This window comes from Antarctobacter heliothermus, from assembly GCF_900188425.1.
In the GTDB taxonomy this organism is placed as follows: domain Bacteria; phylum Pseudomonadota; class Alphaproteobacteria; order Rhodobacterales; family Rhodobacteraceae; genus Antarctobacter; species Antarctobacter heliothermus.
Genome location: NZ_FZON01000024.1, coordinates 22,609 through 36,570 on the forward strand (window position 1 = coordinate 22,609; position 13,962 = coordinate 36,570).

A 13,962-nucleotide genomic window follows, 5' to 3' on the forward strand; every position below is an offset into this window, starting at 1 on the left:
ATGGATCTGTGACGGGTCGTCGACTCGCAGGGTACAGCAGGGAATGGCCCCCGTCGCTGTGTTCACAGCTTTACGCGGTCCGATTTCGGGTCATAGAGCGGTTTGAGTGAGGGGGTGGCCGGGACGCGGGTGCCCGCCACGTCGATTTCATAGCTGGAGGCAAGGACCTGTTGCGCGGTTTCGCCCTTGCAGGGGACGTAGCCAAGGCCGATGGCGCCGCCCAGCGTGTGGCCATAGGCGCCAGAGGACAGGTAGCCGACAATCTGGCCATCACGCAGGATCGGCTCATTGTGGTAGACCAGCGGGTCGGGGTCGTTCAGCAGGAACTGCACCAGACGTTTGTCCAGCCCGGCGTCCTTTTTCGCCAGCACCGCGTCGCGGCCGATGAAGTCCGGCTTGGCGGTCTTGACGGCAAAGCCCAGCCCGGCCTCCAGCACATGATCCTCGCAGGTGATGTCATGGCCAAAGTGGCGGAACGCCTTTTCGGCGCGGCAAGTGTCCATGACGTGCATACCGCAGAGTTTCAGGTCAAAGTCCTGTCCTGCGGTGTGGATCGTGTCAAAGACATGGGTCGCCATATCGGCGCTGACGTAGACCTCCCACCCCAGCTCGCCGACGTAGGTGACGCGGTGCACGCGGGCCTGCCCCATGCCGATGTGGATCTCCTGCGCGGTGCCAAAGGGGTTGGTGGCATTGGTGAAATCATTGGGCGACACGGCCTGCATCAGGTCGCGGGCGCGCGGTCCCATGACGGCCAGCACGCCTTCGCCTGCCGTGACATCGGTGATGACCACGTTGCGGTCCCCCAGATGGCGGCGCAGCCACGTCTCATCCGCGCGGCGCGTGGCGGCGGGGGTGACGACCAGAAAGGCGGTCTCTGACAGGCGGGTGACGGTGACATCCGCCTCTATGCCGCCGCGCGTGTTGAGGAACTGGGTGTAGACGATCTTGCCCACCGGCACCGACATGTCGCCGCCGCAGACGTGGTTGAGGAAGGATTCGGCATCGCGGCCTTCGATGCGCAGTTTGCCGAAGGAGTACATGTCATACAGGCCGACGTTTTCGCGGATGGCGCGGTGTTCCTGCGCCACGTTGTCGAACCAGTTCTGGCGGCCCCAAGAGTAGCGGTATGCGCGCTCTTGTCCGGGCTGCGCGTACCAGTTGGCGCGCTCCCACCCGGCGAGTTCGCCAAAGACCGCGCCGTCTTGGGCCAGCCGGTCGTGGAACGGGGAGCGGCGCAGCCCGCGCGCGGTTTCCTTTTGCCGGTAGGGGAAGTGGTCGGCGTAGAGCAGGCCAAGGGTTTCGGAGACGCGGTCCGCCAGATAGCGGGTGTTGGTCTGAAAGCCTTGCGAGCGGGCGATGTCCACGTCGCCCAGATCAAAGGGTTTGTCGCCGTCGTGCATCCATTGCGCCAGCGCCATGCCCGCGCCGCCCGCCGACTGGATCCCGATGGAGTTGAAGCCCGCCGCCACCCAGACGTTTTCGCGCCCCGGGCACAGCCCCATGTAATAGGCGTTGTCGGGGGTAAAGCTCTCCGGCCCGTTGAAGAAAGTGTGGATGCCCGCCTCGCCCAGCATGGGCATCCGGTTGACCGCCTGTTCGAGGATCGGCTCAAAGTGGTCGAAGTCCTCGGGCAGTTGGTCGAATTCGAAGTCTTTGGGGAGGCCGTTCAGCGCCCAAGGCTTTGCGCCCGGCTCAAACGCGCCCAGCATCAGTTTTCCGGCGTCTTCTTTGTAGTAGGCGCATTCGTCGGGGACGCGCAAGACCGGCAGCTGGGTCAGGCCGGCGATGGGCTCGGAGACGATGTAGAAATGCTCGCAGGCCTGTAGCGGCACGTCGGTGCCCAGCATGGTGCCGACCTCACGGCCCCACATGCCGGCGCAATTGACCACATGATCGGCGTCGATGGTGCCGGAGGTGCCGTCCTCGGCCTGCCAGTGCACTTGGGTGATCCGCTCTCCCACGGTGGTGACGCCGGTGGCCTTGGTGCGCTCAGCCACCGTGGCGCCGCGCTGGCGGGCGCCCTTGGCCATGGCCAGCGCAATGTTCGCCGGGTCGCCCTGCCCGTCCTTGGGCAGGTAGACACCGCCCAGAACGCCGTCGGTGTTGAGATGGGGATATTTCGCAGAAATATCGTCTCTGCCGATCTCGTCGATCTCGACACCAAAAGCGCGGGCCATGGCGGCGGAGCGGCGGATCTCTTCGTGCCGCTCTGCCGTCAGGGCAACGGTGATGGAGCCCACACGTTTGAAGCCCGTCGCGACGCCGGTTTCACCCTCGAGATTGCCGTAGAGTTCCTGACTGTATTTCGCCAGCCGGGTCATGTTGGCCGTGGCGCGCAGCTGGGCAATCAGCCCGGCGGCGTGCCATGTGGTGCCGGAGGTGAGCTGTTTGCGTTCCAGCAGCACCACGTCGGTCCAGCCGAGTTTCGTCAGGTGGTAGGCGACGGAGCAGCCGATGACGCCACCGCCGATGATGACAGCGCGGGCTTTGGTGGGAAGGGGCATGGCGGGGTCTCCGGTTGCGGACGTCAGAGCGCCCTGCGGGCGCAAGAATGGGTATTTTCACAGAGAAGAAACATCAGGTGATCACATGTCCGGCGGCGCGCAGGCGGCGGGCGATTTCGGCGATATGGGCCGGGCTGGTTTCACAACAGCCACCGACGATGGTGGCGCCTGCGTCGACCCAGGTCATGGCGTGGCGGCCATAGACCTCGGGGCCCATGTCGCGGCGGGCCTGGAGCGATTCCGCCGTGGACCCGCCTTCGAGAAAGGCCTTGGTGATCAATGTGAAGGCATTGGCATAGGCACCGAACGGCACGCCGGCCTGCGAGAGGGCCTCCAGCGCGGCGGGCATCGCCTCTGGTGCTGAGCAATTGGCCAGCACTGCGTCGGCCTCTGATGCGATGCGCGCGGCCTCGGCCAGCGGTTCGCCCGAGCGCAGGCGTGTGCCGTCCTCATCATCGACGGTAAAGGCCAACCAGACGGGTTTGTCTGTCTTGCGTCCGGCGGAAAGGCAGGCGCGCGCGGCGTCGAGTGAGACGATGGTTTCGAACAGCAGCAGATCGGCGCGATTGGCGAGGAGGGTTGCAACCTCGGTGTAGAGGGGAATCGCGGTTTCGACATCCGGATGCAGGTCGGCGCGGTAGCTGGCCCCCAGCGGTCCGATGGACCCGGCGACCCGACAGCGGTCGCGCACGGTCTCCGCCTCGGCCAGCGCAGCCTGGTGCAGGGCCTCGAACTGGTCCTGCATGTCGGGGATTGTCGCGCCGTCGGCGGCGTAGTGATTGCTGGCCCCGCCGCGCAGCCGGTCGCGGTGGATGGCGTAGGTGTTGGTTGTGGCCAGTGTTGCGCCTGCGTCGGCGTAGTCGCGGTGCACCTCACCCACCAGACCGGGATGGTCGATCATGACCTGTGTCGACCAGAGCGGGCTGGCCGGTTGACCGGTGCGCCGGATCAGTTCCTGACCCATGCCGCCGTCGAGAAGGGTTATTTTCGTCACAGCTCGGCCTCCTGTGCCAGATCACGGCTGCCCAGCAGGAGCGCGGCCGCGATCATCAGCCCACCCGATACGCGGTTCAGCATGCGCCCCGAGAGCCGCAGCGGCCCCGACAGGACGCGGGAGGCGGCATAGCCCCAGAGGATCAGGATCACACCGTCGACCAGCAGGTAGGTCCCGCCGAGCAGCACAAGTTGCGGGATCACCGCTGTCGTTGGGTCGATGAATTGCGGGAACAGCGCACCGAAGAAGACAACCGCGTAGGGGTTGGCCGCGGAGGTGAGAAACCCCTGCCGGAACAGCACCCGGCGGCGCGCCAGTGGGGCCGCACCGGGGCGGTCCGTTGCGGGCGCGCGCAGGATCAGGCTGAGGCCGATCCAGACCAGGTAGGCGACGCCCGCCCATTTCACCCAGACCAGCACGCTGGCCGAGGCCGCGATCACCGCAACCAGACCGAATCCCGCTGCCGTCATTTGCACGATGTTGGCGCTGAGATCTCCGGCGACGGTCCACAGGCTGCGCCGCAGGCCATGGCGCAGGCTGTTGGACATGATCAAGAGCTGGCTGGTGTCGGGGGGCGTGGCAAAGAACGCCGCCAGTGCCGCCAGATAGATCAGATAAGCCTCGACACTCATGCCTTCAGCCTGTCGTTTTGCGGGTCCCAGAGCGGTTTGTCCTCTTGCACCACGGCGCGGCGTTTTTCCCCGAAGATGTCGATGTCCAGTTCGGTGCCCGGCACGGCCAGATCGCTGCGGATCATGCCCAGTGCAATGGAGGCGTCGATGCGGTGACCCCAGCCGCCGGAGGTGGTTTCACCAACGATTTTGTCATCGTGCCAGACCGTCGACATGTAGGGCGCGTCCGCCGCGCCCGCTTCCACGATCATGGTGACAAAGCGCTTTTTCGACCCTTGTTGTTTTTCCGCCGAAAGCGCCGCTTTGCCGGGGAAATCCTGCGGCTTGTCGAGTTTGACAAAGCGGTCCAGCCCGCCCTCATACATCGAGTAATCGGTGGACAGATCGCCCTTCCACGCGCGGTAACCCTTTTCCAGGCGCAGGGAATTGAGCGCGTACATGCCAAATGGTTTCAGCCCCAGGGGCGCGCCTGCCGCCATGACCGTGTCAAAGACCCGCGCGGTGTCGGCGATCTGGCTGTGGATCTCCCAGCCCAGTTCCCCGGCGAAGCTCACCCGCACCAGTTGCACCCATGTGCCGTCCAGTTGCGCGGACTGGTGGGTCAGCCAGGGCTGCGACAGGTCGGCCTGTGTCAGGCTGGCCAGGATGTCGCGGGATTTCGGGCCGGTCAGGATCTGGCAGGAGAACGCCCGCGTCACATCCGTGAGGGAGAAGGCCGCGTCGGCGGGGGCGTGGCGTTGCAGCCATTCCAGATCGTGCCATTGCGCCGCTGCAGCGGTGATCAGGAAAAAGTCATCCTCATCCAGTCGCATGGCGGACATTTCGGTCACGATGCGGCCCCGGTCATCGGCAAAATACAGCAGACCGATGCGTCCGACCTTGGGGATGCCGCCGGTACACAGGCCGCGCAGGTACTCTGCCGCGCCCGGACCCTGTAGACGGTAGCGCGAGAACCCCGGCAGATCGAGGATACCGGCGGCGTCGCGCACCGCGTGACATTCCTCGCGGATGCGGGCCTGCCACGGGCCGGAGCGGCCCCAAGTATGGGTCGCCTCCTCCGAAGTGTCATCGCCGGGCTGTGCGTACCAGTTTGCCCGCTCCCACCCGTTGTAGGCCCCCATCACGCCGCCCAGCGCGGTGATCCGGTCATGCACCGGCGACAGCTTGCGGTCGCGGGCGGCAGGCCATTCGTGGTTCGGAAAGTGCATGGCGTATTCGTGGCCGTAGACCTCGATCGCCTTGTCGATGCAGTACTGCGGGTCGGTGTAATCGGTGTAGCGGCGCGGATCGACCGCCCACATGTCCCATTCGGTCTGGCCCTGCGTGACCCATTCGGCCAGCACCTTGCCCGCGCCGCCCGCCTGGGTGATGCCAAAGGTAAAGACACAGGCCTCAAAGGCATCGGGGACACCCGGCATCGGGCCGATCAGCGGCAGCCCGTCCGGCGCGTAGGGGATGGGGCCGTTGATGTTGCGGCCCACGCCGCCCTCGCCAAGAAGCGGCACCCGCGCCATGGCGTCCTCTATGTACCATTCCAGCCGCTCCAGGTCGTCAGGGTACAGCTGAAAGCTGAAATCCTCGGGCATGGGGTCGTCCGGCGTGATCCAGTGCGCCTTGCAGTTGCGCTCATAGGGGCCAAGGTTGAGGCCGTTCTTTTCCTGCCGCAGGTAATAGCTGCTGTCGACATCGCGCAGGAGCGGCAGCTTGCCGTTTGCGTCGGACCATTCCTTCAGGGCCGGGATTTCCTCGGTCAGGAAATACTGGTGGGACATGACGGCCATGGGAACGGTGCGCCCGCCGTAAGGCTTGAACCACTCGCCGACACGCTGGGCGTAATAGCCAGCGGCATTGACCACCTTTTCGCAGCGGATGTCGCCCTTTTCGGTGTGTACGATCCAGCCTCCCTTGTCGCGGCTGACGCCGGTCGCGGGACAGAACCGTTCGATCCGCGCCCCGGCCATACGCGCGCCCTTGGCCAGTGCCTGGGTCAATTGTGCGGGGTCGATGTCGCCGTCGTCGGGATCATAGAGCGCCCCGGAAAGGTCATGGGTCTCAAGGAACGGATAGCGCGCCTTGAGGTCCGAGACCGCCAGCATCTCCAGATCGAGCCCTTGGTCGCGCCCCATGGAACAGGCCCGTTCGAATTCCTGTATCCGCTCCTTTGAGTGGCCCAGACGGATGGACCCGGTGACGTGGTAGTTCATCGGATAGTCGACCTCATCGGCCAGCCTGCGATACAGATCCAGCGAATAGCGCTGCATGTTCATCACCGCCCAGGAGGTGCTGAAGGACGGGCAGTTGCCCGCTGCATGCCATGTGGACCCGGCGGTCAGCTCGTTCTTTTCCAGAACGACAACCTCCCACCCGGCCTTGGCGATATGATAGGCGCAAGAGGCCCCTACAGCACCGCCGCCGATGATGACCACACGGGCCTGTGTCGGAAACTCGGACATGATCGCCTCTCCTGTCAGCTGGTCTGCGGAACGTCGTCCGCGATGTCGTAGTAATCGCCCTTGTCGGCGGTAAAGATGTGCTTTTGCAGCCGCAGCCCAGTGGGGGCGTCCAGCGCCCCAAGGGCAAAACTGATCGTGTCCTCGGCAAACGCCTGCCAGAACAGGAAACTGCCGCAGGTCGGGCAAAAGCCGCGCTGCGCCTGCGCAGAACTGTCATACCAGCGCAGCGGGCCGGCGATGGTCAGAGCATCTTTCGGCACATAGGCCGAGGCCCAGAGATGACCGGACTGGCGGCGGCACTGGCCGCAATGGCAGACGCTGGGCCCCTGTGGGGCTGCGTCGGTTTCAAAGGTGATGGCGCCGCAGAGGCACTGGCCCTTGGTCATGGTGCTGACTCCTGTCGGTAAAAAGGCGCGCGACCTGCTGTTTCTTCTGGCTTCAAATATCCCCGCCGGAGGCATCCCGCAGTCGCCACCCGCGCAGCGTCCGAGGTCAGGAACACCGCACTCACGTCAATACACCGGGGGCGCGATGACCCAGATCGCCACCGCAGCCGCGTCATAGGGGTTGGCCCAGCGGAACGGCTCTCCGCGAATGCGGAAACTGTCGCCGGGGGAGATGGTGAACCGGTCCCCCCCTATGGTCAGCTCCAGCTTGCCCGAAATCAGGTAGCCCACCTCCTGCGTCGGTCGCATCACCGTCTCGCCGATCTCGGAGTGCGCCTCGAAGGTGGAATGCACCATCTCGAAGTCATCGGTGAGGTCGGGCGACAGCAATTCCTCGACCAGCCCGGTGATCCGTGAGCCGATGGGCCGACGCGCGCCCTGGCGCACGATGCGGCCCGCCTCTGGCCCGGCCACCGCGCCGTGGCGGGCCAGCATCGAGACCGAGACATCCAGCGCCTTGGCGAGGTGCCGCAGGTCGGTGATCGACGGATCGGACAGATCGCGCTCTACCTGACTCAGCCAGCCGACGGAGCGGCCCAGCCGGTCGGCCAGCTGCTGCAGCGTCAGACCACGGGTGCGCCGCAGCGCCCGCAGATCGGCGCCAAGGGTCGTGGGCAGGGGTTGCGGGTGGGACATGGGGCGAGTCGTGAAAAATTGCGGTTGAATTTCACGCTGCCACGGGTGCGTGAAATTTCAAAGCATTTTTTCACGGGATCAGGTCGCGTTGTGAAACGCCCCGTCCAGAATGGCTTGCAAGGCGGTGGCGTCCTCTGGCGTGAAGGCATCCGGCTGGTCGCTGTCGATATCGAACACCGCGATCAGCCGCCCTGCCCCGTCGCGCACCGGCAGGACCAGTTCCGACCGGGTGGAGCTGGCGCAGGCGATATGGCCGGGAAAATCCTCGACATCGGCGACGCGCTGCACCTGTCCGGTGCGGGCGCAAGCGCCGCAGACCCCGCGCGAAAAGGGGATCACAAGGCAGCCGTGTCCGCCCTGGTAGGGGCCGATTTTCAACAGCTCCGGCCCGACGACCCGATAAAAGCCGGTCCAGTCAAAACGGTCGTCGGCGTGGTGGACCTCACAGGTGACGGTCGCCATCAGGGACACGGCGTCGGTTTCGCCTGCGGTCAGGGCGGCGATGGTCTTGGCGAGCGTGGCATAGTCAATCGACATGGTGCGCTTTCTTGGGGGGACAGGACCGGGGGCGCTGCCCCCGGACCCCCGGGATATTTTTAGACAGAAGAAACGGGGTGCGTCAGATCCGTTCGATGGCCACGGCGGTGCCCTCACCGCCGCCGATGCAGATGGCCGCGATGCCGCGTTTGAGGCCGCGTTTTTCCAGCGCGTTCAGCAGGGTGACGATGATCCGGGCGCCCGACGCGCCGATGGGGTGGCCCAGCGCGCAGGCACCGCCGTTCACGTTGACGATGTCGCGTGGCAGGCCCAGTTCCTTCATGAAGGCCATGGGGACAACGGCGAAAGCCTCGTTCACCTCCCAGAGGTCCACATCGCCGATTTTCCAGCCGAGCCGGTCCAGCAGTTTGCGGGCGGCGGGCACCGGGGCGGTGGGGAAGAGCGCGGGGGCCTGTGCGTGGCTGGCATGGCCGAGGATCTTGGCGCGCGGGGTTGCGCCCGAGGCAATCGCCGCATCCAGCGTCGACAGCACCAGTGCGGCGGCCCCGTCCGAGATCGACGAGGAATTGGCCGGGGTCACGGTGCCATCCTTGCGGAAGGCCGGTTTCAGCATCGGGATCTTTTCCGGCCGCGCCTTGCCGGGTTGTTCATCGGTGGTGATGACCTCTTCGCCGTGGCGCATGTGCAGGGTCACGGGCGTGATTTCATCGGCAAATGCGCCTGAACGTTCGGCATCCAGCGCGTTGGACAGCGAGGCCAGCGCGTATTGGTCCTGTGCCTCACGGGTGAATTGGAACGCCTCGGCGCAATCCTCGGCGAAGGTGCCCATCAGGCGGCCCTTGTCGTAGGCGTCCTCCAGCCCGTCGAGGAACATGTGGTCGACCACCTGGCCGTGGCCGATCCGTGCGCCGCTGCGCATCTTGGGCAGCATGTAGGGGGCCAGGGTCATCGATTCCATGCCGCCCGCGACGATGGTCGAGGCGGTGCCCAGTGCCAGTTGGTCCCAGGCGATCATGGCCGCCTTCATGCCGGAGCCGCACATCTTGTTGAGGGTGGTGGCCGGGACGTCCTCGCCCAGCCCGGCGGCAAACCCGGCCTGACGCGCGGGGGCCTGTCCTTGCCCCGCGCCCAGAACGCAGCCCATCAATAGTTCATCCACCGCGGGTCCGCCCGCCTGAGCCAGTGCCGCGCGGATCGCCGCGCCGCCCAGCGCGCTGGCGGGCTGTTCGGCAAACACGCCCTGAAATCCGCCCATCGGTGTCCGGGCCGCCCCTGTGATCACAACCGTCTGCATGTGCATGTCTCCCTTTGTCAGGATCTGCATACAGAATGGTAAGGATTGCCGTCTAGTGTCCAGCCTACCTGAGAGAAAGAGGACCGCATGCAACTGACCACGCATCTTCAGGACGGTGTCGATATCATCACCGTCGACGCCACCCGCATCGACGCCGCTGTGGCGATTCAGTTCAAGGATCGCATGCGCGAGGTACTGGGCACGGACAAGCCGCGTTATGTCCTGGACCTGCACCAGGTGGAATTCATCGACTCCAGCGGCCTGGGCGCCATCGTCGCCGGGATGAAGCTGTTGCCGAAGGGCGGCAAGCTGGAATTGGCCGGGCTGCGCCCCGCCGTCGACAAGGTGTTTCGCATGACCCGGATGGATTCGATCTTTGCCATCCATCCATCCGTCGAAGCCGCCGCCAGTATCTGACCCCGGACCGGAGCGACAGATCATGCAAGCGGAGCGGCTGGATGACGGTGCCTTTCTGATTTCCTGTCGGATGGACAGCACCCCGGACGATGTCCAGACCACCCTGCTGGACATCAATGACCTGCTTCAGGGTGAGGAAATCGCTCCGCCGCCCGACTGCACATGGGAATTGGTGGTTGCAGAGGTTCTCAACAATATCGTTGAACATGCGTATCAGGACCGCGCCGGAGGGGACATCCTGCTCAAACTGCGGTTTGGCCACGACCGTCTGACCGTCGAGTTTACCGATTTCGGCCTGCCGATGCCCAGCGGCGCGCCCCCTACAGGCGCGCCAGCCAATCTGGACGTGCCGGTGGAGGATCTGCCAGAAGGCGGATTTGGCTGGTTTCTGATCCGGTCGCTGACCGAGAACCTCAACTATTGCCACGATGGCAGGCGTAATCTGCTGACGCTGGCGATTCCGATTTCGCCCCGGACGCCCCTGTAGTCCCTCTTCGAGATTCCGGATGATGGCCCAGGACCCTGAGAACTCCACGTCGCCGAATGGCCCTCTCTGCGCCTCAATGTCGCCCGCATTCCCGGTCAGAAACGGTCTTGTAGCTGCATATGGCTTCACTCGGCACCGTGCGTTTTCAGCCCCCACCCAGTGCACGGTGCCGAGGCGACTTTCCCCCCAAAATCATTCCGGACACCTGCACGGGCCGCGCCAGTCCGCGCAGCGCGTGACCGCCACGAGATCACCCGCAGCACACCACATTTCCGCCCCTTTCGAGTCGTACAAAGGAAGGGTAGCTGCATATGGCTTCCCTCGGCGTCGCGCGTTTTCAGCCCCCACCCAGTGCGCGGCGTCGAGGCCTTTATCCCCCCTCAGATTGACCTCGCCTCACGCCCTTCTATGCTCAAGCCGAAACTGAGGGAGCAAGACAGCGCATGCGCGATTTTCACAAACCCGGCCGATCAGCGGTCTTTGCCTTGAACGGGCTGTGTGCCACGTCTCATCCGTTGGCGGCGCAGGCTGCGGTCGAGATCCTGCAACGCGGTGGCAACGCCATGGACGCCGCGCTGGCAGGCGCCACGATACTAGGGCTCGCGGAGCCGGCAATGACCGGGCTGGGCGGGGACTGTTTTGCCCTGGTATCACCGGCGGGTGGCGATGAGGTCATCGCGGTGAACGGATCGGGCCGCGCGCCCGCCGCTGCCAGTGCTGGGGCATTGCGCGCGGCCGGACATGACACCGTCCCCCCGACCAGCGCCTTTGCCGTCACGATCCCAGGCGCGGTCGATGCGTTCTGCACCATGTCGGACAAATGGGGGCGGCTGGGTCTGGCCGACTGCGTCGCCCCGGCGATCCGCTATATGGACGAGGGTGTGCCGGTGGCGCCGCGCGTGGCGTTTGACTGGATGGAAAGCTCTTCCAAACTTCAGGGAAATGCGCGCCGACATTTTCTGAATGACGGTGCGGTGCCACGCGTCGGCGACATCTTTCGCCTGCCGGGCAACGCCGAGGTGCTGCGCCGAATCGCAGCACAGGGCCGCAACGGATTCTACACCGGCGAGGTGGCCGAGGACATGTGCGCCGCCCTGAACGCAGCGGGCGGGGCGCATACGCTGGACGATTTCGCAGCCACCGCCTGCACCATCACCCCGCCTTTGTCGGGTGGCTACAAGGGCCGCGAGTTGCTGGAGACGCCGCCCAATGGGCAAGGCGTGACCGCGCATCTGATGCTGAACATCCTGTCGCATTTCGATCTGGCGGCGATGGCCCCCTTTGGCGCGGACCGGATCCACATCGAGGCGGAGGCGGCGAAGCTGGCCTATGACGCGCGCAACCGGTTCCTGGCCGATGCGGATCATATGACCCGGCTGGATCACCTGCAAAGCCCCGAGACGGCGGCGCGGCTGGCGGCGTTGATTGATCCGAAACGGGCGATGGCCGCGGCCGCGCCGCTGACCGAAGAGGTCCACCGCGAGACGATTTACATCACCGTCGTGGATCGTGACCGGATGGCGGTGTCGTTGATCTATTCGGTGTTCAACAGCTTTGGCTCGGGGATTGCCTCGGACAAGTTCGGCATCCTGTTTCAGAACCGGGGCGCGGGCTTTACCCTGCAAGAGGGGCATCCGAATGAGATGGGTGGTGGCAAGCGGCCGATGCATACGATCATCCCGGCGGTCCTGATGGAAAAGGGGCGCGTCACCATGCCTTTTGGGGTCATGGGCGGGCAGTATCAGCCCAATGGGCATGCGCGCGTTCTGACCAACATGATCGATTTTGGAATGGACCCGCAGGCGGCCCTGGATGCGCCCCGGAGTTTTGCCGACAGTGGCAAGCTGAAGCTGGAGCGGGGCCATGAGGAGGCGGTCGTGGCCGAGTTGATCGAGAGGGGGCATGAGATCGAGGTGCCCGACGCGCCGATTGGGGGCGCTCAGGCGATCAAGATCCATGAGAATGGCGTGCTTGAGGGGGCCTCGGACCCGCGCAAAGATGGCTGCGCCATCGGGTATTGAGGGGCGAGTATTGAGGGGCTGTCCACGCGTGGACAGCCTGCGGCCTGTGTAAGATCAATGGCTTACAGAGGCGTTTTTACGTTTCGTTAGGGTTTTGGCCTCTCCGCCCCGGGTCAGGCCCGGGGCGGCGGAGCGTACCCTGCGGAGTCAGTAGGAAAACTGGCCGTAGATCTTGCTGAGGTCGCCATTCCAGTCGCCGTTGTAATGATCCAACAGCTCATCCGAGGGGACTTTGCCGGTCTCCACGCTTTCCTTGAGGGCGTTGAGGAAGTGGGTCTCATCGGGGACAAGACCCCCGGCCCCCGGACGGGCGCGGGCGACAAGGCCGGCCTCGCAGATCGTCAGCAGTTCGCGCGCCAGATCGTGCATGTTGATCTTGCCCACCTGCGCCTGAAGCCCGTCACGGGTAGCGGCAAGGCGCAGCGCCTCACGGGTTTCCGCGTCCCAGCCCTTGGCCAGATCCCATGCCGCGTCCAGCGCGGTCTGGTCATACATCAGCCCGACCCAGAAGGCGGGCAGCGCGCAGAGCCGCCGCCACGGGCCGCCATCTGCCCCGCGCATTTCGATGTATTTCTTCATCCGGGCGTCGGGAAAGGCGGTTGTCAGGTGATCAGCCCAATCGGACAATGTGGGCGTCTCACCGGGCAGCGCGGGCAGTTTTCCTGCCATGAAATCGCGGAAGGACATGCCCAGCGCATCGACATAAACCCCGTCGCGGTAGACAAAATACATCGGCACATCCAGCGCGTAGTCGACCCAACGCTCGAACCCGAAACCGTCTTCGAACACAAAGGGCAACATGCCGGTGCGCGAGTCGTCCAGCGTTTCCCAGATCTGCATCCGCTTGGATTTGACGCCGACGGGCTTGCCCTCAAAGAACGGCGAATTGGCGAACAGCGCGGTGGCGACGGGCGACAGGGCAAGGGCCACGCGCATCTTCTGCACCATGTCCGCCTCTGACCCGAAATCAAGGTTCACCTGCACGGTGCAGGTGCGCCGCATCATCTGTTTGCCGGTGGTGCCCACCTTGTCCATGTAGGCATCCATCAGCTTGTACCGGCCTTTGGGCATCAGCGGCATCTGGTCATGGGTCCAGATCGGCGCCGCGCCCAAGCCGATAAAGCCAACGCCGATCTCATCGGCGATGTCCTTGACCTGCGCGAGGTGTTCGTTCACCTCATCACAGGTCTGGTGGATGGTTTCCAGCGGCGCGCCCGACAGTTCCAGCGCCCCGCCCGGTTCCAGCGACACGTTGGCGCCGTCCTTGGTCAGGCCGATGATATGGCCGCCTTCTGACACCGGCTCCCAGTTGTGGCGGTCGCGCAGCCCCTCCAGCACGGCGCGGATGGACCGTTCACCGTCATAGGGCAGCGGTTTCAGCGTGTCCTTGCAGTAGCCGAATTTCTCATGCTCTGTGCCGATGCGCCAGTCTTCCTTGGGCTTGCAGCCCGAGGCGAGGTATTCGGCCAATTGCTGTTCAGAAGTGATCGGCCCGCCGCCGGATTGAGGAATGGACATGTCGTTCTCCGGGTCTGGTGGCCGTTGTGGCCCAATCTGTTGTCGCCAATCGGGCAGAG

Annotated in this window: 12 protein-coding genes; 3 read left to right on the forward strand and 9 right to left on the reverse strand. The window is 64.9% G+C overall.

Annotated elements, in window-relative coordinates; genetic code table 11:
- Positions 1–62 precede the first annotated feature (62 nt).
- From CHB90_RS13330 to CHB90_RS13365, 8 genes are all read right to left on the reverse strand, one after another.
- Positions 63–2,507 carry a GcvT family protein gene (locus CHB90_RS13330; protein WP_089278366.1) on the reverse strand — a complete coding sequence of 815 codons (2,445 nt, stop codon included), beginning with the start codon at positions 2,505–2,507 and terminating at the stop codon, positions 63–65.
- Between the two features lie 73 nt (positions 2,508–2,580).
- Positions 2,581–3,501 carry a homocysteine S-methyltransferase family protein gene (locus CHB90_RS13335; RefSeq protein WP_089278367.1) on the reverse strand — a complete coding sequence of 307 codons (921 nt, stop codon included), beginning with the start codon at positions 3,499–3,501 and terminating at the stop codon, positions 2,581–2,583.
- Positions 3,498–4,133, reverse strand: a complete 636-nt coding sequence (locus CHB90_RS13340) for a LysE family translocator (RefSeq protein ID WP_089278368.1) — start codon at positions 4,131–4,133, stop codon at positions 3,498–3,500. The genes CHB90_RS13335 and CHB90_RS13340 overlap by 4 nt, the downstream gene beginning before the upstream one ends.
- The gene (locus CHB90_RS13345; protein WP_089278369.1) at positions 4,130–6,586 is read right to left on the reverse strand and encodes a GcvT family protein; all 2,457 of its coding nucleotides are present in this window, start codon (positions 6,584–6,586) and stop codon (positions 4,130–4,132) included. Before CHB90_RS13345 ends, CHB90_RS13340 begins: the two co-directional genes overlap by 4 nt.
- Before the next feature lie 14 nt (positions 6,587–6,600).
- Complete coding sequence (locus tag CHB90_RS13350) at positions 6,601–6,972, reverse strand: GFA family protein (RefSeq protein ID WP_089278370.1); 372 nt, start codon at positions 6,970–6,972, stop codon at positions 6,601–6,603.
- A gap of 126 nt (positions 6,973–7,098) precedes the next feature.
- Positions 7,099–7,668: a helix-turn-helix domain-containing protein gene (locus tag CHB90_RS13355; RefSeq protein WP_089278371.1), complete on the reverse strand. Its 570-nt coding sequence runs from the start codon at positions 7,666–7,668 to the stop codon at positions 7,099–7,101.
- Positions 7,669–7,746: 78 nt separating this feature from the next.
- Positions 7,747–8,205 carry a GAF domain-containing protein gene (locus CHB90_RS13360; RefSeq protein WP_089278372.1) on the reverse strand — a complete coding sequence of 153 codons (459 nt, stop codon included), beginning with the start codon at positions 8,203–8,205 and terminating at the stop codon, positions 7,747–7,749.
- Positions 8,206–8,287: 82 nt separating this feature from the next.
- Positions 8,288–9,460, reverse strand: a complete 1,173-nt coding sequence (locus tag CHB90_RS13365) for a thiolase family protein (protein ID WP_089278373.1) — start codon at positions 9,458–9,460, stop codon at positions 8,288–8,290.
- Positions 9,461–9,547: 87 nt separating this feature from the next.
- Between CHB90_RS13365 and CHB90_RS13370 the strand changes: the two genes are divergently transcribed.
- From CHB90_RS13370 to CHB90_RS13380, 3 genes are all read left to right on the forward strand, one after another.
- On the forward strand, positions 9,548–9,877 hold the full coding sequence (locus CHB90_RS13370; RefSeq protein ID WP_089278374.1) for an STAS domain-containing protein: 330 nt from the start codon (positions 9,548–9,550) through the stop codon (positions 9,875–9,877).
- Positions 9,878–9,899: 22 nt separating this feature from the next.
- Positions 9,900–10,364 (forward strand): ATP-binding protein, encoded by a 465-nt coding sequence (locus CHB90_RS13375; RefSeq protein ID WP_089278375.1) that lies wholly within the window; start codon positions 9,900–9,902, stop codon positions 10,362–10,364.
- A 443-nt stretch (positions 10,365–10,807) separates the two neighbouring features.
- Positions 10,808–12,385, forward strand: a complete 1,578-nt coding sequence (locus CHB90_RS13380) for a gamma-glutamyltransferase family protein (protein WP_089278376.1) — start codon at positions 10,808–10,810, stop codon at positions 12,383–12,385.
- A gap of 147 nt (positions 12,386–12,532) precedes the next feature.
- On the opposite strand, the gene CHB90_RS13385 is transcribed toward CHB90_RS13380, so the two are convergent.
- Positions 12,533–13,903, reverse strand: a complete 1,371-nt coding sequence (locus CHB90_RS13385) for a glutamate--cysteine ligase (RefSeq protein WP_089278377.1) — start codon at positions 13,901–13,903, stop codon at positions 12,533–12,535.
- Positions 13,904–13,962 lie beyond the last annotated feature (59 nt).

Excerpts from the sequence above, each read along its gene's own strand:
- CHB90_RS13330 (WP_089278366.1), bottom strand. The coding sequence starts at position 2,507 with ATGCCCCTTCCCACCAAAGCCCGCGCTGTCATCATCGGCGGTGGCGTC.
- CHB90_RS13340 (WP_089278368.1), bottom strand. The coding sequence starts at position 4,133 with ATGAGTGTCGAGGCTTATCTGATCTATCTGGCGGCACTGGCGGCGTTC.
- CHB90_RS13345 (WP_089278369.1), bottom strand. The coding sequence starts at position 6,586 with ATGTCCGAGTTTCCGACACAGGCCCGTGTGGTCATCATCGGCGGCGGT.
- CHB90_RS13350 (WP_089278370.1), bottom strand. The coding sequence starts at position 6,972 with ATGACCAAGGGCCAGTGCCTCTGCGGCGCCATCACCTTTGAAACCGAC.
- CHB90_RS13355 (WP_089278371.1), bottom strand. The coding sequence starts at position 7,668 with ATGTCCCACCCGCAACCCCTGCCCACGACCCTTGGCGCCGATCTGCGG.
- CHB90_RS13360 (WP_089278372.1), bottom strand. The coding sequence starts at position 8,205 with ATGTCGATTGACTATGCCACGCTCGCCAAGACCATCGCCGCCCTGACC.
- CHB90_RS13365 (WP_089278373.1), bottom strand. The coding sequence starts at position 9,460 with ATGCAGACGGTTGTGATCACAGGGGCGGCCCGGACACCGATGGGCGGA.
- CHB90_RS13370 (WP_089278374.1), top strand. The coding sequence starts at position 9,548 with ATGCAACTGACCACGCATCTTCAGGACGGTGTCGATATCATCACCGTC.
- CHB90_RS13375 (WP_089278375.1), top strand. The coding sequence starts at position 9,900 with ATGCAAGCGGAGCGGCTGGATGACGGTGCCTTTCTGATTTCCTGTCGG.
- CHB90_RS13380 (WP_089278376.1), top strand. The coding sequence starts at position 10,808 with ATGCGCGATTTTCACAAACCCGGCCGATCAGCGGTCTTTGCCTTGAAC.
- CHB90_RS13385 (WP_089278377.1), bottom strand. The coding sequence starts at position 13,903 with ATGTCCATTCCTCAATCCGGCGGCGGGCCGATCACTTCTGAACAGCAA.